This window comes from Mucilaginibacter sp. SG538B, assembly GCF_013376065.1.
Taxonomy (GTDB): Bacteria; Bacteroidota; Bacteroidia; order Sphingobacteriales; family Sphingobacteriaceae; genus Mucilaginibacter; species Mucilaginibacter rubeus.
The window spans coordinates 176,073-193,503 of the sequence record NZ_JABMJI010000002.1 but is presented as its reverse complement, the minus strand read 5'-3'; the positions used below and the strand labels follow the sequence as shown (position 1 = coordinate 193,503).

General features: G+C 42.1%; 18 protein-coding genes. All 18 read left to right on the top strand.

What is annotated here, in order from left to right:
- The first annotated feature begins 27 nt into the window (after positions 1 to 27).
- Positions 28 to 3,090, top strand: a complete 3,063-nt coding sequence (locus FHW88_RS10170; protein WP_176625225.1) for a TAT-variant-translocated molybdopterin oxidoreductase — start codon at positions 28 to 30, stop codon at positions 3,088 to 3,090.
- 26 nt (positions 3,091 to 3,116) lie between these two features.
- A complete protein-coding gene (gene nrfD / locus FHW88_RS10165; RefSeq protein WP_091165019.1) occupies positions 3,117 to 4,589 on the top strand; it encodes an NrfD/PsrC family molybdoenzyme membrane anchor subunit in 1,473 nt (490 codons plus the stop codon).
- 5 nt (positions 4,590 to 4,594) lie between these two features.
- A complete protein-coding gene (locus FHW88_RS10160) occupies positions 4,595 to 5,131 on the top strand; it encodes a DUF3341 domain-containing protein (RefSeq protein ID WP_176625223.1) in 537 nt (178 codons plus the stop codon).
- Positions 5,115 to 5,699: a c-type cytochrome gene (locus tag FHW88_RS10155; RefSeq protein ID WP_176625221.1), complete on the top strand. Its 585-nt coding sequence runs from the start codon at positions 5,115 to 5,117 to the stop codon at positions 5,697 to 5,699. The genes FHW88_RS10160 and FHW88_RS10155 overlap by 17 nt, the downstream gene beginning before the upstream one ends.
- 13 nt (positions 5,700 to 5,712) lie before the next feature.
- Positions 5,713 to 6,981, top strand: a complete 1,269-nt coding sequence (locus tag FHW88_RS10150) for a quinol:cytochrome C oxidoreductase (protein ID WP_090530151.1) — start codon at positions 5,713 to 5,715, stop codon at positions 6,979 to 6,981.
- Between the two features lie 48 nt (positions 6,982 to 7,029).
- Positions 7,030 to 8,217, top strand: a complete 1,188-nt coding sequence (locus FHW88_RS10145) for a cytochrome c oxidase subunit II (RefSeq protein WP_090530148.1) — start codon at positions 7,030 to 7,032, stop codon at positions 8,215 to 8,217.
- A gap of 20 nt (positions 8,218 to 8,237) precedes the next feature.
- Positions 8,238 to 10,127 (top strand): cbb3-type cytochrome c oxidase subunit I, encoded by a 1,890-nt coding sequence (locus FHW88_RS10140; protein WP_175490027.1) that lies wholly within the window; start codon positions 8,238 to 8,240, stop codon positions 10,125 to 10,127.
- Positions 10,128 to 10,264: 137 nt separating this feature from the next.
- Complete coding sequence (locus tag FHW88_RS10135; protein ID WP_176625219.1) at positions 10,265 to 11,323, top strand: COX15/CtaA family protein; 1,059 nt, start codon at positions 10,265 to 10,267, stop codon at positions 11,321 to 11,323.
- Positions 11,320 to 12,186, top strand: a complete 867-nt coding sequence (cyoE, locus tag FHW88_RS10130; RefSeq protein WP_112653994.1) for a heme o synthase — start codon at positions 11,320 to 11,322, stop codon at positions 12,184 to 12,186. The genes FHW88_RS10135 and cyoE overlap by 4 nt, the downstream gene beginning before the upstream one ends.
- Positions 12,187 to 12,199: 13 nt before the next feature.
- On the top strand, positions 12,200 to 12,772 hold the full coding sequence (locus FHW88_RS10125; protein WP_229701753.1) for a heme-copper oxidase subunit III: 573 nt from the start codon (positions 12,200 to 12,202) through the stop codon (positions 12,770 to 12,772).
- Positions 12,773 to 12,793: 21 nt separating this feature from the next.
- On the top strand, positions 12,794 to 13,513 hold the full coding sequence (locus FHW88_RS10120; protein ID WP_090530134.1) for a cytochrome c oxidase subunit 3: 720 nt from the start codon (positions 12,794 to 12,796) through the stop codon (positions 13,511 to 13,513).
- Between the two features lie 13 nt (positions 13,514 to 13,526).
- A complete protein-coding gene (locus FHW88_RS10115) occupies positions 13,527 to 13,865 on the top strand; it encodes a cytochrome C oxidase subunit IV family protein (protein ID WP_090530131.1) in 339 nt (112 codons plus the stop codon).
- Positions 13,865 to 14,563 (top strand): SCO family protein, encoded by a 699-nt coding sequence (locus tag FHW88_RS10110; RefSeq protein WP_090530128.1) that lies wholly within the window; start codon positions 13,865 to 13,867, stop codon positions 14,561 to 14,563. Before FHW88_RS10115 ends, FHW88_RS10110 begins: the two co-directional genes overlap by 1 nt.
- A gap of 6 nt (positions 14,564 to 14,569) precedes the next feature.
- The gene (locus tag FHW88_RS10105) at positions 14,570 to 15,145 is read left to right on the top strand and encodes a DUF420 domain-containing protein (RefSeq protein ID WP_090530126.1); all 576 of its coding nucleotides are present in this window, start codon (positions 14,570 to 14,572) and stop codon (positions 15,143 to 15,145) included.
- Positions 15,146 to 15,170: 25 nt separating this feature from the next.
- Complete coding sequence (locus FHW88_RS10100; protein ID WP_090530123.1) at positions 15,171 to 15,449, top strand: hypothetical protein; 279 nt, start codon at positions 15,171 to 15,173, stop codon at positions 15,447 to 15,449.
- Between the two features lie 53 nt (positions 15,450 to 15,502).
- Positions 15,503 to 15,907 carry a DUF983 domain-containing protein gene (locus FHW88_RS10095; RefSeq protein WP_175490026.1) on the top strand — a complete coding sequence of 135 codons (405 nt, stop codon included), beginning with the start codon at positions 15,503 to 15,505 and terminating at the stop codon, positions 15,905 to 15,907.
- Positions 15,885 to 16,547 carry a DUF2461 domain-containing protein gene (locus FHW88_RS10090; protein WP_090530120.1) on the top strand — a complete coding sequence of 221 codons (663 nt, stop codon included), beginning with the start codon at positions 15,885 to 15,887 and terminating at the stop codon, positions 16,545 to 16,547. Before FHW88_RS10095 ends, FHW88_RS10090 begins: the two co-directional genes overlap by 23 nt.
- Before the next feature lie 23 nt (positions 16,548 to 16,570).
- Positions 16,571 to 17,398 (top strand): OmpA family protein, encoded by an 828-nt coding sequence (locus FHW88_RS10085; RefSeq protein WP_254780156.1) that lies wholly within the window; start codon positions 16,571 to 16,573, stop codon positions 17,396 to 17,398.
- The last annotated feature ends 33 nt before the right edge of the window (positions 17,399 to 17,431 follow it).

Here is a 17,431-nt window from a genome sequence, read left to right as displayed (position 1 = left end):
TTTAGCATTACAGTTTATACAGCTTAAATGGACAGCAATAAAAAATACTGGAAAGGTTTAGAAGAACTAAACAGAACACCAGAATTTGTTGAGAAAAATAAGAACGAATTTGCAGAGCCAATTCCTATCGAGGAAGTGCTTAGCGGATCTGGTTTATCAGCTAAAACTCCCCGCCGCGACTTTTTAAAAGCGCTTGGCTTTGGTGTTGGTGCGGTTACATTGGCAGCTTGTCAGAAAGTGCCGGTGCATAAATCAATTCCGTACCTGATCAAACCTGAAGAGGTTACCCCGGGTGTGGCTAACTATTACTCTTCAAGCTACGAAGGTCAGGCTATTTTGGTTAAAACCCGAGAAGGTCGCCCTATCAAAGTAGAAGGTAACCCTAACGACGTGTTTTCAAAAGGTGGTTTAAGCGCTCAGGCCCAGGCTTCGGTACTTGACCTGTATGATGTTAACCGTTTAAAAGACCCTAAGTTAAAAGGTGTCGAAGCAGGTTGGGCCGAGGTTGATGCTTATGTAATGAAAGAGCTTGCAGCTGTTGCTGCATCAGGCAAAGGTATCCGTTTGGTTACTTCAACTGTATACAGCCCTTCAACCTTAGCAGTTATTGCCGAGTTCATCGCTAAATACCCTACTACAAAACATATCAATTATGATGCGGTTTCCTACACCGGTATCATTCAGGCTAATCAAAACAGTTTTGGTAAAGCAGTATTGCCTCACTACAATTTTGATAAAGCCGATGTAATTGTGAGCTTTGGTGCTGATTTCTTAGGTACATGGATCTCTGGCGAAGAATTTACCCGCCAGTACGTTTCAAACCGTAACAGCAAATCGCTGGCCAACAAAAAAATGTCTCGTCACATTCAGTTTGAAACTGGTATGAGCATGACCGGTACTAACGCCGATGCCCGTATCACTACCAAACCATCTGAAATTGGCGTTGCATTAATAAACCTTTACAATGCAATCTCTGGTACTACTTTACCTGGTTCAAAAGCAACCGGAAGCAAAAAAGTTGATACCGCTATCCAGTTAGCCGCTAAAGAATTAGTAGCAGCTAAAGGAAAAGCATTGGTTGTTTCAGGTTCAAACGATGTTGCTACACAAGTATTGGTAAACGCTATCAACTCCTTATTAGGTAGCTACGGTACTACTATCGATTTGGATAACCCATCAAAACAATACGCTGGTAATGATGCTGCATTTGTTGAGTTTGTAAGCGAAGTAAAACGTGGTGATGTTGGTGCGGTATTATTTTTGAATGCTAACCCTGCTTACGATTACTACAAAAATGATGAGTTTAAAGCAGCGTTGAAAAACGTTCGTTTAACAGTATCATTTGCTGATCATGCTGATGAAACAGCTTTATTAGCTACAGTTAACGCTCCAAACCACCATTACCTGGAAACATGGGGCGATGCTAATGCTGTTGAAGGTTACTACACTGTAATACAGCCAACAATTAACCCGGTTTATAATACCCGCCAGGCAGAGCACAGCTTACTGGTTTGGATGGAAAACCCAATAAAAGATTACTACACTTACGTACGCAAAACCTGGGATTCAGGCTTGTTGGCAAAAGGCGGCTTGTCTGGTCAAAAAGGCTGGGAAACCTTGTTGCAAACAGGTATGGTGATAGCAGCTCCTGCTACAGCGGGTGCTTACAGCTTTAGCCTTGACCTTGCCGGCGTAACGCAAAAAATATTAACCCAAAGCAAAGCTGTTACTGCAGATGGTGACAAATTTGAGTTACAACTTTATGTAAGCCAGGCTATAGGTGATGGTAAACGTGCCAACAACCCATGGTTGCAGGAACTTCCTGATCCGGTTTCAAAAGTTACCTGGGATAACTTTGCTGCCATGTCAATTTCTGATATGAAGAAATTGAAACTGGAAGAAGGTGATGTGATCAAAATTGAAGCTAACGGTTATTCGGTTGAGTTACCGGTATTAGCCCAGCCTGGTCAAACTCAGGGAACTTTATCTGTTGCTGTAGGCTATGGCCGTACAAATGCTGGTCCGGTTGGTAACAACGTTGGTAAAAATGCTTTCCCATTCTTTAGCTTAAGTAATGGTACTTTCCAAACTGCTGCTGTAGCGTCATTTAAATCGGCTGGTTACAAATCGCCGCTTGCACAAACACAAACCCACCACTCGTACGAGGGCAGGAGCGTGATCCGCGAGGCTACTTTTGTTGAATACAAAAAGAACCCTGCTGCAGGAAGCGGTAATGAGCACGGTCGTAAAGATTACAACGCCGAATCGCTTTGGGATAACCATGATCGCCCTGTTTATGACTGGGTAATGGCTATCGACCTTAACGCTTGTACCGGTTGCGGTGCTTGTGTGGTTGCATGTTCTGCAGAAAATAACATCCCGGTTGTAGGTAAAGATGAGGTTTCACGTCGTCGTGAAATGCACTGGATCCGTATCGACCGCTACTATAGCTACAATGACCATGGCAACAGCGAAGAAGCAGTTACCAAAGAAAAGGAAATTGATAAGCTTGAGAACTTTGACAATGTATCGGTTGTTCACCAGCCAATGCTTTGTCAGCACTGTGACCACGCACCTTGCGAAACTGTGTGCCCGGTATTAGCTACTGTTCACTCGTCTGAAGGTTTAAACCACATGGCTTACAACCGTTGCGTAGGTACACGTTATTGCGCTAACAACTGTCCGTTCAAAGTACGTCGCTTTAACTGGTTCAACTACTGGAACGATGCACGTTTTGATAACTACCTGCAGGGTGAGCATACACAATTAGTACTTAACCCGGATGTGGTTACACGTTTCCGTGGTGTTATGGAAAAATGCTCAATGTGTATCCAACGTATCCAGGCTGGTAAACTGAAAGCTAAAATTGAAAAACGCCCGCTTAAAGATGGCGAAATCAAAATGGCTTGTCAGCAAACATGTTCTGCCAACGCTATCGTATTCGGTAACAGGAATGATCCTAACTCGGAAGTTTCAAAAGCACTTGCAAGCGAAAGAACTTACTACGTGCTTGAAGAACTTAACGTACAGCCAGGTATTGGTTACCAGACAAAAGTTAGAAATATAATAGAAACTGAAGCTCAGGCATAAATTTTTATATACAGAGATTAAGATATATGGCATCTCATAGTGAATCAATAATAAGGGAACCGTTAATTACGGGTAAGGACATCACGTATGCAAAAATTACGAATGATGTATTACGCCCTGTAGAAAATATGCCGGGTAAAGCCTGGTGGATCGGCTTTAGTGTAGCCTCGCTTGGCGCCTCGCTTTGGGTTTTCGCAATCAGCTGGACCTTCTGGTTCGGTTTGGGCGAATGGGGCCTGAACAAAACAGTAGGATGGGCCTGGGACATTACCGGTTTCGTATGGTGGGTAGGTATCGGTCACGCCGGTACACTGATCTCGGCGGTATTGTTATTGTTCCGTCAAAATTGGCGTAACTCTATCAACCGCTCGGCCGAAGCGATGACAATCTTCGCGGTAATTTGTGCGGCTACTTATATCGCCGCTCACATGGGCCGCCCATGGATGGCCGTTTATTCATTACCGTTGCCAAACCAGTACGGTTCATTGTGGGTAAACTGGAACTCACCTCTGATCTGGGACGTATTTGCGATCTCAACATACTTCTCGGTTTCATTGGTATTCTGGTACACAGGTTTATTGCCTGATATCGCTACCATCCGTGACCGTGCACAAGGTATCCGCCGCCGTATCTATTCGGTATTGTCATTCGGCTGGACAGGTTCAGTTAAAACCTGGCAGCGTTTTGAAACAGTATCATTGATCCTGGCAGGTGTTTCAACCCCACTGGTACTTTCGGTACACACCATCGTATCAATGGACTTTGCAACTTCACTGGAACCAGGATGGCACACTACCATCTTCCCTCCATACTTCGTTGCGGGTGCGATCTTCTCGGGTTTCGCCATGGTACAAACCCTGTTGCTTATCGCACGTAAGGTTTTAGGCCTGGAAAACTACATTACCATGTTCCACATCGAATCGATGAACAAGATCATCATGTTAACAGGTTCGATAGTAGGTGTGGCTTACTTAACAGAGTTGTTCATCGCTTTCTACTCACAAAACGAGTATGAGCAATATGCTTTCGCAAACCGTATCGCCGGTCCGTACTGGTGGGCTTACTGGAGCATGATGACCTGTAACGTAATTACCCCGCAGTTGTTCTGGTTCAAAAAGATCCGTACCAACATTCCGTTGTCATGGGTACTGTCAATCGTGGTTAACATCGGTATGTGGTTTGAGCGTTTCGTAATTATCGTTACCTCGCTGCACCGCGACTTTATACCATCAAGCTGGGCTATGTTCTATCCAACCTGGGTTGACGTGAGCGTGTTCATCGGTTCAATCGGTGTGTTCTTTACCATGTTCCTGTTGTTCATCAGGGTATTACCTTCAGTGGCTATGGCCGAGGTGAAATTACTGTTGAAGAGCTCAAGCGAGCAGGCCAAGAAGAAACTTATGGACGAAGGCCATGTTGTACCTGCCGAAGCAGAATTTTACATCGCTTCGCTGGAGAAATTTGATAGTGTTGAACAGTCTGAATACTTAAAAGCATAATACTAATGAGTAGCACTAAATATATATTAGGCGTTTTTGATGATCCCGATGATATGATGCATGGGATTGATAAGCTGCAAAAGAACAGCGTACCTATTTATGACGTTTATACGCCTATGCCTATCCACGGTATTGAGGCTAAATTGAACATTAAGGATTCGCGTTTAGGTTATGCAGCATTTATGTTCGGTTGTTTGGGCGGTACCATTATGTTCAGCATGGTTTATTATATGCTTGTTCATGATTGGCCTATCAATATCGGTGGTAAAAACTTCTTTGCTATTCCGGATTTTATCCCGGTTACATTTGAGTGGACGGTATTATGGACCTCATTTGGTATGACCTTTACTTTCTTCTTCGCAAGTCACCTTTTCCCGGGCCGCGCGCCAAGGGTAATGGACCTGCGTGCAACTGATGATAAGTTTGTAATAGCAATCAATGCTAAAGGAAACATTTCTCACGATGATATAACTAATTTACTAAAAGAAGCGGGCGCTACAGAAGTTAAGCATAACGACAGAAAATATGTTAGCTATGAATAAAATTAAAATATTAGGAACAATTGTTACTATTATCGCTGCTTCGATAGTTTTTACATCGTGCAAGGATAAAAGGAGTACCGGCTGGGAGTATGCACCTAATATGTACGAGCATTTGGCATACGATCCGGATCAGAAAAATGATAATTTTAAAGATGGTAAAACCGCTCAGTTACCACCTGCCGGAACTATCCCGGTTGGCTTTACCAAATTTGATTATCCAAATACCAAAGAAGGTTATGAATTAGCCAGTGTTGAGGTTAAATCTGTACTGGCACAAACTCAGGCTAATTACGCCGAAGGTAAGATTTTGTTTGAGCACTTTTGCTCACCTTGCCATGGTGTTAACGGTCAGGGTGACGGTTTAGTGGTACAGCACGGTTATCCGGCTCCTCCATCATATTCAAAAGGCCAGTCATCACGCGGTGGTAACATGAAAGACCTTACAGACGGTAAAATTTATCATACCATTACTTACGGTGTAAATGCTATGGGTTCATACGCTTCTCAGCTTGCTCCCGAAGAACGCTGGAAAGTGATCATGTATGTTCACCATTTACAAACCTTATAAGAAAAAGATATTAATGAAGACTCATAATAATTTTGACGGGCAATACGAATTTGTCGGCAAAGCCAAAACATGGAGCTTAATATGCATCGTGATTGGTTTGGTTGCCATACTTGGTGGCTTTGCGCTTGGCTACGCTGAGCGTACCTTTGCCAACCTGTTGCTAATGACCTATTACTTTGCAGCGGTTTGTATGTGCGGTATTTTCTTTTGCGCCGTGCAATATGCAGCACAAGCTGGTTGGTCTGCATCAATGATCAGGATTCCACAAGCTTTTGGTAAAGTTTTGCCGATAGCAGCAATTACTCTTATTGTGGTAGTTATCGCAGGGTTTTCATTAACACATACAGTAACCAATGAAGAAGGTAAGCAGGTTGTAGCTCCTTACCTGTACAAAATTTGGGCTGCTGCCGGTGTTACTGATCCTCATAACGAAAATTACAACGCCATTATAGCTGGCAAAGCCGGTTACATGAATAAAGTTGGATTTATAATCCGTTTAATTTGCTTCCTTGGTTCATATTGCATATTTGGTCGTTTATTGGCTAAATATTCAGAAGCGGAAGATGATTTGGGCGGCATGTTCTACTACAAAAAGAGCTTTAACATGTCATGCTTATTCCTGGTGATCTTTGGTTTTACTACACCAATATACGCTTTCGATACCATCATGTCATTAGAAGCAGAATGGTTCTCAACTATGTTTGGTTGGTATAACTTCGCAGCAATGTGGGTTAGCGGTTTATCTGTTATTACACTTACATTAATCAGGTTAAAACGTATTGGTTACTTTGAATGGGTTTCAGAAGATCATATGCATAGCTTAACCAAGTTTATCTTCGGTTTCTCTATCTTCTGGACTTACGTATGGTTTGCTCAGTTCTTGTTGATTTACTATGCTAACATGCCTGAGGAAACAGTTTACTTCTTTAAACGCTGGGAGCCTGAGTTTAAACCTTGGTTCTGGATCAACATCGTAGTAAATTTCCTTACTCCTTTATTAGTGTTGATGTCACGTGACTCTAAACGTATCTATCGTACTGTTGAGATTATGTGTATTATCCTGATTGTTGGTCACTGGTTAGATTACTTTATGATGATCATGCCTGGTACAGTTGGCCCAACTTCATCGTGGTTAACTGAGATTGGCCCGATTGAGATAGGCGTGTTCTTAGGTTTCGGAGGTTTATTTACCTTCACTGCGATGACAGCTTTAACCAAGTTCAAATCGTTAGTTCCTAAAAAACACCCGTTCTTACAGGAAAGCCTTCATCATCACATATAATAATTATTACATTTGCACCATATACAGAATACCAAACAGCTTACTAAAATGGGATTCAGAAAACTAATAAATTCTAAAAAACTACTATCGTTCTTCGCTGCGTTTATGCTCCTGGGCACAAACCTGCTGATGGCGCAAACTGCGGCAGGTGCTGCTCCGGGCCAGGAAGAGGCCCCTAAGGTTGACTGGACCGGGATTGCGTATTATGTGCTTATATTTTTCCTGATCTGCTTAGGCGTTGCCATTGTTGGTAAAATCCTCAAGATCTACGATCTTACTTTAAAGATGCAAGGCAAAAAAGGCATTAAGTGGAATACCGTGATGGCTGTAATTTGTATTGTTTTCCTTTTTGTAGGTTTATACGGTGCTTACTGGTCATTTACCGAACAGGGCAGTATGACATTACCTGAAGCCGCTTCGGCCCATGGCGTTAAAATAGATGAGATGTTTACAGTCACTACTGTTTTAACAATGATAGTATTTTTTGTTACCCAGATCCTGCTGTTTACATTCCTGTTCCAATACCGTCATTCTGATAAACGTCGTGCACACTTCCTGCCTCACAATAATACCATTGAGAAAGTTTGGACAATTGCACCAGCCATCGTTCTGACTATCCTGGTTGTGTTTGGTTTCTTTACCTGGCAGAAGATCATGAACAGCGAAAATCTTAAAGATGATATCAATATCGATGTAACCGGTCACCAGTTTGCCTGGGAATTGCGTTACCCTGGTAAAGATGGTGTATTAGGCCCCAAAGATTTCCGTTTGGTTACAGGCGCTAACTTGTTAGGTGTTAACTTTAAAAAGAAAAGCAGTTTTGATGACTTGAAGGTTGATACTATGTATCTGCCGGTTAACAAATCAATCAGGCTGAATATCCTTGCACAGGACGTGATCCATAGCGTTTATATGCCCCACTTCAGGGTTCAGTTGAATGCGGTACCTGGTTTACCAACCTTCTTTAAATTTACCCCGACTATTACTACCGCAGAAATGCGTACCAAATTAGACGACCCTAAATTTGAATATACCCTTTACTGCAACAAAATATGCGGTGGAAGCCATTACAACATGCAAAAAGTTGTACGTGTTGTTTCTGAAGCCGAATATCAGTCATGGCTGTCAAGGCAAAAGCCTTACCTCAATGATGCTTTAAGAAAAGAGCTTCATTTTGCGGCAGCAAACAACGAGCAAAGCGGTGCTTCAACAAATAGGTTAGCGTTAAATAATTAATAAAGATAAGAAATAGAGATATGTCAACATTAGCAGTTCACGACCACGCAGGAGCCCACCACGACGAACACGGTCACGAACACCATCATGACCAATCATTCCTGTCTAAATATGTATTTAGCATGGACCACAAGATGATTGCCAAGCAATTCCTGATTACAGGTATTACGATGGCGGTTATCGCAATGATTTTGTCAATCCTGTTTAGGATCCAGCTTGCTTACCCTGATAAAACATTCCCGCTGTTAACAACTTTGTTAGGTCGTTTTGCGCCTAACGGTCGTATCAGCCCCGATTTTTACCTTGCTTTGGTTACCATACACGGTACTATCATGGTATTCTTCGTACTAACTGCCGGGTTGAGCGGTACTTTTGCCAACTTATTAATTCCATTGCAGGTAGGTGCACGTGATATGGCTTCGCCTTTCATGAACATGCTTTCATACTGGTTCTTCTTTTTAGCCAGCGTTATCATGTTGTCATCTTTCTTTGTACAAAAAGGCCCTGCCAGCGGTGGCTGGACAATCTATCCGCCATTATCTGCATTGCCAAAAGCAATGCCGGGTTCAGGCGAGGGTATGACCCTTTGGCTGATCAGTATGGTACTGTTCGTTGCATCATCATTAATGGGTGGTATCAACTACGTAAGTACTGTATTAAACATGCGTACAAAAGGCATGGACCTTTGGAAAATGCCATTAACTATCTGGGCTTTATTCCTTACTGCTATATTAGGTATCCTTGCATTCCCGGTTTTAGTTGCTGGTGTAGTATTGTTGATATTTGACCGCAGTGTTGGTACAAGCTTCTATTTATCTGATATCGTATTAAACGGCGTACAGCAACCATTTGAAGGTGGTAGCCCGATCCTGTTCCAGCACTTGTTCTGGTTCCTTGGTCACCCGGAAGTATATATCGTTATTATGCCTGCGATGGGTATCTCATCTGAGGTAATGTCGGTAAACTCACGTAAACCAATCTTTGGTTACCACGCGATGGTTTACTCTCTAATCGGTATCACGGTATTATCGTTTATCGTATGGGGCCACCACATGTTTGTTACAGGTATGAATCCATTCCTGGGTGGTGTGTTCATGATCACTACGTTGATCATTGCGGTTCCATCGGCAGTAAAGACATTTAACTGGTTAGCTACGCTTTGGCGCGGTAACATCAGGTTTACACCTGCTATGCTGTTCGCTATCGGTATGGTATCGTTCTTCATCTCTGGTGGTTTAACAGGTATCTTCCTGGGTAACGCTACTTTGGATATCAACTTACATGATACTTACTTTGTGGTTGCCCACTTCCACCTCGTAATGGGTTCGGCTGCTATATTTGGTATGCTTGCAGGTGTTTACCACTGGTTCCCTAAAATGTTCGGCCGCATGATGGACGAGAAATTAGGTTACCTGCACTTCTGGTTAACATTTATCTGTGCTTACCTGGTATTCTTCCCAATGCACTTTATGGGTCTTGACGGTGTTCCACGTAGATATTATGCCTTCACCGAATTTGCTTCAATGCAAAAATGGTTAACTATCAACACATTTGTTACCTGGGCTGCTATTATTGCTGCACTTACACAGTTTGGTTTCCTTTATAACTTCTTTGTATCAATCTTTAAAGGACAAAAAGCAACTCAAAACCCATGGGAGTCAAATACATTGGAGTGGACTACTCCTGTTGAGCACTTACACGGCAACTGGCCGGGCGAAATTCCAACCGTTTACCGTTGGCCATATGATTACAGCAAACCAGGTGCAGAAGAGGATTACATCCCTCAAACTGTTCCTTACTCGCAAACTATGAGCTCAAACCTTCCGCATGATTTCGAAGATAATCCTGCAGGTTTGGAAGAACTAAACAAGTTTACAAGTACACTGAAAGCAAACGAACAAGTAAAATAATTTAATACTTATCTGATCTTTTAGGGTACCGGTTAAGTCTTAAGTCGGAAGTTTTGAGTCCTAAGTTAAGCAGCTTTGAACTTAAAACTTAGAACTTCCGACTTAATAAGGTACCCTAAATTTTTAGAAACATTTAAATGAGCACAGCCGCAAAAAATAGGTTTCAAAAGATCAATATTACAACCATTGTTCTGCTCTTTGTTTTGATTCTTGCCGGTGGTGTTGTGCGTAGCTCAGGTTCAGGTATGGGATGCCCCGACTGGCCAAAATGCTTCGGAAGGTATATTCCACCTGCTGATGTAACTGATCTTCCAAAAGATTATAAGCAAAAGTATGTAGCCAAACGCGTGGAAAAGAACCAGCGTTTTGCAAAGACACTTGATGTGTTTGGTTATAGCGATCTGGCGAAGCGCATCCGCGAAGACCGTTCTATCCTTGTGCCTGAAGAGTTTAACGCGGGCAAAACATGGACTGAGTATATCAATCGCCTAATTGGTGCTTTATCTGGCTTTTTTCTTTTGCTTTCGGTTGTTTTTTCATTCAGCTACTGGAAAACGGATAAGAGGATAGCCATCCTGAGTATTTTTAATCTGGTGCTTGTGGGGTTTCAGGCGTGGTTAGGCTCAATCGTGGTATCTACCAATTTGATTGCCTGGATTGTTACCGTACACATGCTTTTAGCGCTGGCTATCTTAGCTATTTGTATTTACACTTATCATGTAGCGCGGATTTCGGGTAAAAGTACTTCAGGATCGTCACCTTTGGTTTACGTTATAACGCTTGCTGCGCTGTTTGTAAGTATTCTGCAAATTGCTTTCGGAACCGAGGTACGTGAGAAAATAGATGCGGTTGCCAATCATTTTCAGGGAGGTTACCGTAAAGATTGGATCACTAATGCCGGCGAGATATTTCAACATCACAGGGATATAGCCATTTTGGTGTTGATATTGAACGTTGCTTTGTTTGCTTTGATCCGTAAAGGCTTTAACAGGCATTCTATTCAGCAGCAGCTGATGAGTTTTACATTTTTAATGATCACGTTGCAGATAGTTACCGGGATCTTGTTATCATATCTCGCATTGCCGCCTGTTGCCCAGGCTGCACATATTGTATTGGCGAGTTTAATATTTGGGGCACAGTTTTATTTGCTTTTGAATTTATTTCAGGGTGTTAAGGGTAGGGAGGTAAGCAGATGAAATGGGCTGATTTTTCAAAATTGATCAAAACAAGACTTACTACCTTGGTGGTATTTTCGGCGTCGATATCATTTTTAATCGGATGTCGCGCAAATGGCCATATTGTTTGGATTGATTGGGTAAAGCTTATTATAGGTGGTTTCCTGGTTACATCGGCAGCCAATGCCTTTAACGAAATCATCGAAAAAGATTTGGATAGGCTGATGAAGCGTACTATGGACAGGCCAATCCCTTCAGGTAAAATGACCACGGGGCAGGCATTAGTATTAGGTTTAGGCATGGGCATGGCCGGCACTTACTTGTTAGGCAGCTTAAACCTGTTAACCGGCTTACTATCTGTATTTTCGATTTTATTGTATGCATTTGCGTATACGCCTTTGAAACGCAAATCGGGTATTGCAGCAGTTTTTGTTGGCGCTATCCCCGGAGCATTGCCGCCGCTTATAGGCTATGTAGCTGCGCAGGTTCACGGTAGGATAGACGAAATAGCTTTAATCTTATTCTCTATCCAGTTTATCTGGCAGTTTGTTCATTTCTGGGCTATTGCCTGGGTTTTGGATGATGATTACAAGCTCGCAGGTTTTCGCTTGTTGCCGTCAGGTAAAAGAGATTTAACAAGTGCGGTAATTACGTTTATATTTGCCATCGTTTTAGTACCCGTAAGTTTATTGCCAACCTTTTACGGTTATGGTGGTTACTGGGTAGGCGGTGTATCGCTGATATGCAGCTTAATATTTTTATATCAGTCATTTATGCTGTTACGTACCCGGCAAATACCCGAGGCTCGTAAATTAATGTTCGGCTCGTTTTTTTACCTGCCGGTAGTTCAGATAATGTTTTTAGTAGATTTTATAGTTAAGTGAGATGATGGCAAGGATGGAACAAGATAACGACAGGCTGAACCTTGGTGCCAAAAAGTTTAATATGTGGATCTTCATATTCACATCATTTATGCTTTTTGCAGCTTTTACCAGCGGCTTTATCGTTTATTCGGGAGGCAGCGGGCACGGTTTAAATGTGATCATGCCGCAGTCGTTTTTGTATAGCACTATTGTTATAGTGTTAAGCAGCGGCTCGTTGTTTTTAGCGTCAAAGGCTGCCAAGGCGTTGCAGTTTGACAAACAGAAGCTGTATTTATGGATCACATTGGGCTTAGGGCTGGCTTTTTTTGCCTTACAGATCTATGCCTGCTATGTGTTAACCTTCAAAATGCAGATCTATTTTGTTGATCCTAATGCTTCACGCTCCTTTGTTTATGTTTTTGTTGGCGCGCATTTGGTACACATTTTTGCGGCGCTGTTATTGCTAATAAATACACTTATAGGTACATACCGTAATATCCCCCAGGTAAAGAATATGTTTAAGATGGAATTAACTTCCATTTTCTGGCATTTTCTCGATATTATATGGATTTATCTCTATGTTTTTTTACTTTTGAATCATAATTAATACACCCATAGATTAGTACAGATGAGTACAACAGTTTCACAAATTGACGAAGTAAAAACTTCGCCCTGGTCGGGAGGAAGATCCCCGTTCAACGTGGAGTACGGAAAAATAATGATGTGGTTTTTCCTCCTTTCGGATGCATTTACCTTTTCATCGTTATTGATAGCTTACGGTTCATTGCGTTTCAGCGCAAGCGTATGGCCAGGTGCGGATAAGGTTTTTCAATCAGTACCCGGATTAGTTGATCACGGTGCACCATTGGTGTTTGTGGGTTTAATGACCTTCATCCTCATTGCAAGTTCTGTTACTATGGTATTGGCTGTAGAGGCGGGCCATCGTAATGCTAAAAAAGAGGTAGTAGGTTGGATGATAGCTACAGTGATAGGCGGTTTCATGTTCCTTGGTTGCCAGGCTTTGGAATGGGGACATTTACACCATGAAGGTTTCTGGTGGGGAAGTGTTCCGCCTGCCGAAGAACTTAAAAAGTTATTTACCGGCGGCACCGAAGCTGTGCAACATATGACTTCGCAGGAGTTTGCTAACTTGTTCTTTACCATCACAGGTTTCCACGGTTTCCACGTATTTACAGGTGTTATTATCAACATTATTATTACAGTAAACGTGTTAATGGGCACATACGAAAAACGAGGCAGTTATTTAATGGTTGAAAAGGTTGGTTTGTACTGGCACTTTGTAGACCTTGTTTGGGTATTCGTATTTACATTCTTTTACTTAGTTTAAAAATATTTATCATATGTCAGCAGAATCGCACGAAATTCATCACGATGGTGATCATGAAACCATGAGCAGAAAGCGGATATGGCAGGTTGCAGGTATCTTAACTGTTATTACCTGTATCGAATTCTTTATCGCGCTTGTATGTGTGCCTAAAGGAATTCTTCCGATACAGTATGCCAATCCTGTATATATCGTTTTAACCTTGCTTAAAGCATTTTATATAGTTGCATATTTCATGCACTTGAAGTTTGAGAAAATGGGTCTCATATTGTCAATAGCAATTCCGGTAATATTTATAATCGGTTTAATCCTGGTACTTACAAACGAAAGCCACCACTGGGTTGACCTGAGGTAATGAACAAGGCTTCTATATTAAAAAAGATCCTGATCCTGGTACTCATATTAGCGGTACCGGGATTTTTATATTATTTACTTACCGCTAAAGGTAAAAACAGGTATAAGCCCCTCGCTGTTTTTGGGCCAAAGGTGGTTGCCAAAACAGGGCATAAATTTCACGGCAAGTACATTCCTGATACCATTTACCACACCATTCCTGATTTTAAACTTACCGATCAGGAAGGAAAGCCGGTTACACTGAACACACTGAAAGGAAAGATTTTTGTAGTTAATTTCTTTTACGCTAACTGCCCTACGGTTTGTCAAACCATCAACAAAAACATGAGCTGGCTGGTGGGTACGTATTACAAAAACAAGATGGTTTACTTTTTAACCATCACAGTTGATCCGGAACATGATACTCAGGAAGTATTAAACAAATACCTGCAAACATTTAAGCCCGAATCAAACCGCTGGCTGATGTGCAGTGGCGATACTTCATCGGTTTACAACTTTGCCCGTAATGGGCTGTTTGTAAATGCTGCAAAAGCCGGTAGCGACTTTGTTTACAGCGATGATTTTGTACTGGTTGATCAGGAACACCGGATTCGTGGATATTACAAAGCAGCGGTAACACCAGAGGTAAACCGCCTTAACGATGAGATAAAAGTGTTGATAGCCGAAGAGCTTCGTAAAGTTGATAAGCCGTTATATTAATTTGCCATGAGTGATAAATTTATAATCCGCTTTGTTGCGGGTGTTACCATATTTGTAATTGCAGTAGTTGTTTTGTTAAACAGACACCTGATCCCGGGCCCGGCTGTGGCTCCTGCTTTTACACCTTACCTGCCGATGCTTAATGCTGTACTTAACGGCACTTGTACCTTATTGCTTCTTTTGTCGTTATATCAAATTAAACAAGGGAATATAACACTGCATAAAAAACTTAACATTATTACGTTCTGTTTATCATCGTTATTCCTCGTATCGTATATCCTGTTTCATTACCTGATGCGTAACGAGATCGTTTACGGAGATCTTAACGGCGATGGGCAGTTGTCAGCAGCAGAAAGGACATCTGCAGGTTCTTTAAGGACAATATACTTAACCATTCTGACGCCCCATATTATACTTGCAGCAGCTGTTTTACCGTTAATATTATTGAGCTTTTACCGCGGGCTGCAAATGCAGGTTGAAAAGCACCGTAAGCTGGTGCGCTGGGCATTCCCGATATGGCTGTACGTTACTGCGAGCGGTGTGGTGGTTTACTTAATGATCCGCCCGTTTTATCATTTTTAATTTATAATTGGTTAAATTTGTTCTTATGAAACAAGGTTTTAAAGTTATCCTTTTTGTACTGGCCCTTGGCCTTATGCTAATTGCCCGTGAACCTGTAAAAGCTCAGTGCGCACAATGCGCTGCTACTGTCGAAACCAACGCTCAAAGCGGTAGTTCAAAAACAAGGGGTTTAAATAACGGGATCCTGTTTTTATTGGGCGCTCCTTATTTTGCTGCTGCATTAGGTGGCTACATCTGGTATAAAAAATACCGCCGTAAAGATGTTAAGCTTGAGATGCGCGGCGAAAAACTTAATCTGAATTAATAAGCAACTGCGGGTATTATTTGCCGCTTTTGTAACCTTATAAGATACTTATCGTGTCGCAAACACCAAAGTCATGGGCTATGCTTAAATGTAAATGTCCGCGCTGCAGGCGCGGCGATATGTTTAAGGGTAGCCCTTACAGTTTCTCCAATAAAATAAATCTTAACTGCCCTCATTGTGGTCTTTTCTTTGAGATTGAGCCCGGTTATTTTTATGCCGCCATGTACGTTAGCTATGCACTAAATGTGGGCGAGGCCCTCGGCATTGCCTGGCTTACTTATTTGGTTACCCATAACCAGGATTCGCCATGGTTATATCTTGGCGCTATAATTTTAGGCTGTTTTGTACTTGCTCCTGTAAATTTCAGATATTCGCGTGTGTTTTTGTTGTATTGGTTATCACCCAAGATACATTACCAAAGCTATTTAGATACCGATGATATACCAGGAAAGTATTGATTTTTTAAAAGATCTCGCCGAAAATAATAACCGCGAATGGTTTGCCGCCAATAAAAAGCGTTACGATAAAGCCCGCGAAAATGTAATTGATTTTACAACGAAGGTGCTTGACAGCGTTCGTAAGATTGAGGCATGCATGGACGAGAACCTTGATGCCAAAAAATGTGTGATGCGCATTTACCGCGACATCCGCTTCAGTAAAAATAAAGCACCTTACAAAAATAACTTTGGGGTAAGTATGCCAATCTCGGGCTTAAAAGGTGGCGGTGTGGAATATTATCTGCATATCCAACCGGGTAATTCATTTATCGGCGGCGGATACTGGATGCCCGAAGCGCCGCATCTGAAAGCCATCCGCCAGGAAATAGATTATAACGCTGACGATCTGAAAAAGATCATCGATGATAAGGCGTTTGTTAAGCTATTCGGCGATTTCAGGAAGCAGGAGCAACTTAAGTCGGTACCCAAAGGATATGAACCCGACAATGAAAATATCGACCTGCTGAAGCTTAAAAGCTTTGTAGCCTGGCATAAGCTGGAAGATAAAGAGCTAACGGCTCCTGGTGCGGAAAAGTTGGTTGCTGATGTATGCAGCATGATCCATCCGCTTAATGTATTTTTGAAGAACGCCCTTTCTTAATTCGATATAACCCCTTAATAACTATGAAAATTAGATATGCATTTTTAGCCGCTGCTGTATGTTTCACAATGTACTCATGCAAGGTAATGTCTCCAAAAGCATACAAAAGCCTTGTTGCCGAACGTGACTCTTTAGCTAACCGCACAACAAACCTTGAAGGAGAGCTTGCACAACTGCAGGCAGATACAGCCCGCCTGCACAACCAGCTTGCCGATCTGCGCAAAAACAACAGTGTATTAAACAGCAACCTGGATGCAACATCATCAAAAGCTAACGAATTGGCCGCCCAAACCTCAAGACTGGCCGCTGATTTGAAAAAACGTGAAGCTCGTTTAAAGGAAGTAGAAGATATTTTAAAGAAACGCGATGAGGCTACTAATGCATTGAAAGATAAATTGCAGAAGGCATTATTAGGCTTTCAGCAAAGCGGTTTAACAGTAGATATCAGAAATGGCAAGGTTTATGTATCATTAGCTGATAAGTTATTGTTCCCTTCGGGCAGTATCATTATTGATGAGAAGGGTAAGGCTGCGTTGAAGCAATTAGCGGTGGTAGTAAACAAGGAACCAGATATCAATATGGCGGTTGAAGGTCATACGGATGATAAGAAAGTAAAAAACCTTGGCCAGATCAAAGATAACTGGGATTTGAGCGTTTTACGCGCTACCTCGGTAACCCGCTACCTTACCGAAACTGAAGGTGTTGACCCGCACAGGCTTACCGCGACAGGTAAGAGTGAGTTCCAGCCGGTAGATGCCTCCGGCACCGACGAAGCCCGCGCAAAGAACAGGCGAATAGAGATCGTGCTTACCCCTAAGCTCGATGAGTTATATAACCTGATCACTAAGTAATAATGAAAGGCTCCCGGATAACCACCGGGAGCT

Coding starts and splice junctions, on each gene's coding strand:
- FHW88_RS10115 (WP_090530131.1), top strand. CDS start 13,527: ATGTCAGCAGAATCGCACGAAATTCATCACGATGGTGATCATGAAACC.
- FHW88_RS10155 (WP_176625221.1), top strand. CDS start 5,115: ATGTTAGCTATGAATAAAATTAAAATATTAGGAACAATTGTTACTATT.
- nrfD (WP_091165019.1), top strand. CDS start 3,117: ATGGCATCTCATAGTGAATCAATAATAAGGGAACCGTTAATTACGGGT.
- FHW88_RS10105 (WP_090530126.1), top strand. CDS start 14,570: ATGAGTGATAAATTTATAATCCGCTTTGTTGCGGGTGTTACCATATTT.
- FHW88_RS10160 (WP_176625223.1), top strand. CDS start 4,595: ATGAGTAGCACTAAATATATATTAGGCGTTTTTGATGATCCCGATGAT.
- FHW88_RS10140 (WP_175490027.1), top strand. CDS start 8,238: ATGTCAACATTAGCAGTTCACGACCACGCAGGAGCCCACCACGACGAA.
- FHW88_RS10085 (WP_254780156.1), top strand. CDS start 16,571: ATGAAAATTAGATATGCATTTTTAGCCGCTGCTGTATGTTTCACAATG.
- FHW88_RS10150 (WP_090530151.1), top strand. CDS start 5,713: ATGAAGACTCATAATAATTTTGACGGGCAATACGAATTTGTCGGCAAA.
- FHW88_RS10135 (WP_176625219.1), top strand. CDS start 10,265: ATGAGCACAGCCGCAAAAAATAGGTTTCAAAAGATCAATATTACAACC.
- FHW88_RS10110 (WP_090530128.1), top strand. CDS start 13,865: ATGAACAAGGCTTCTATATTAAAAAAGATCCTGATCCTGGTACTCATA.
- FHW88_RS10170 (WP_176625225.1), top strand. CDS start 28: ATGGACAGCAATAAAAAATACTGGAAAGGTTTAGAAGAACTAAACAGA.
- FHW88_RS10120 (WP_090530134.1), top strand. CDS start 12,794: ATGAGTACAACAGTTTCACAAATTGACGAAGTAAAAACTTCGCCCTGG.
- FHW88_RS10145 (WP_090530148.1), top strand. CDS start 7,030: ATGGGATTCAGAAAACTAATAAATTCTAAAAAACTACTATCGTTCTTC.
- FHW88_RS10090 (WP_090530120.1), top strand. CDS start 15,885: ATGATATACCAGGAAAGTATTGATTTTTTAAAAGATCTCGCCGAAAAT.
- FHW88_RS10100 (WP_090530123.1), top strand. CDS start 15,171: ATGAAACAAGGTTTTAAAGTTATCCTTTTTGTACTGGCCCTTGGCCTT.
- cyoE (WP_112653994.1), top strand. CDS start 11,320: ATGAAATGGGCTGATTTTTCAAAATTGATCAAAACAAGACTTACTACC.
- FHW88_RS10125 (WP_229701753.1), top strand. CDS start 12,200: ATGGAACAAGATAACGACAGGCTGAACCTTGGTGCCAAAAAGTTTAAT.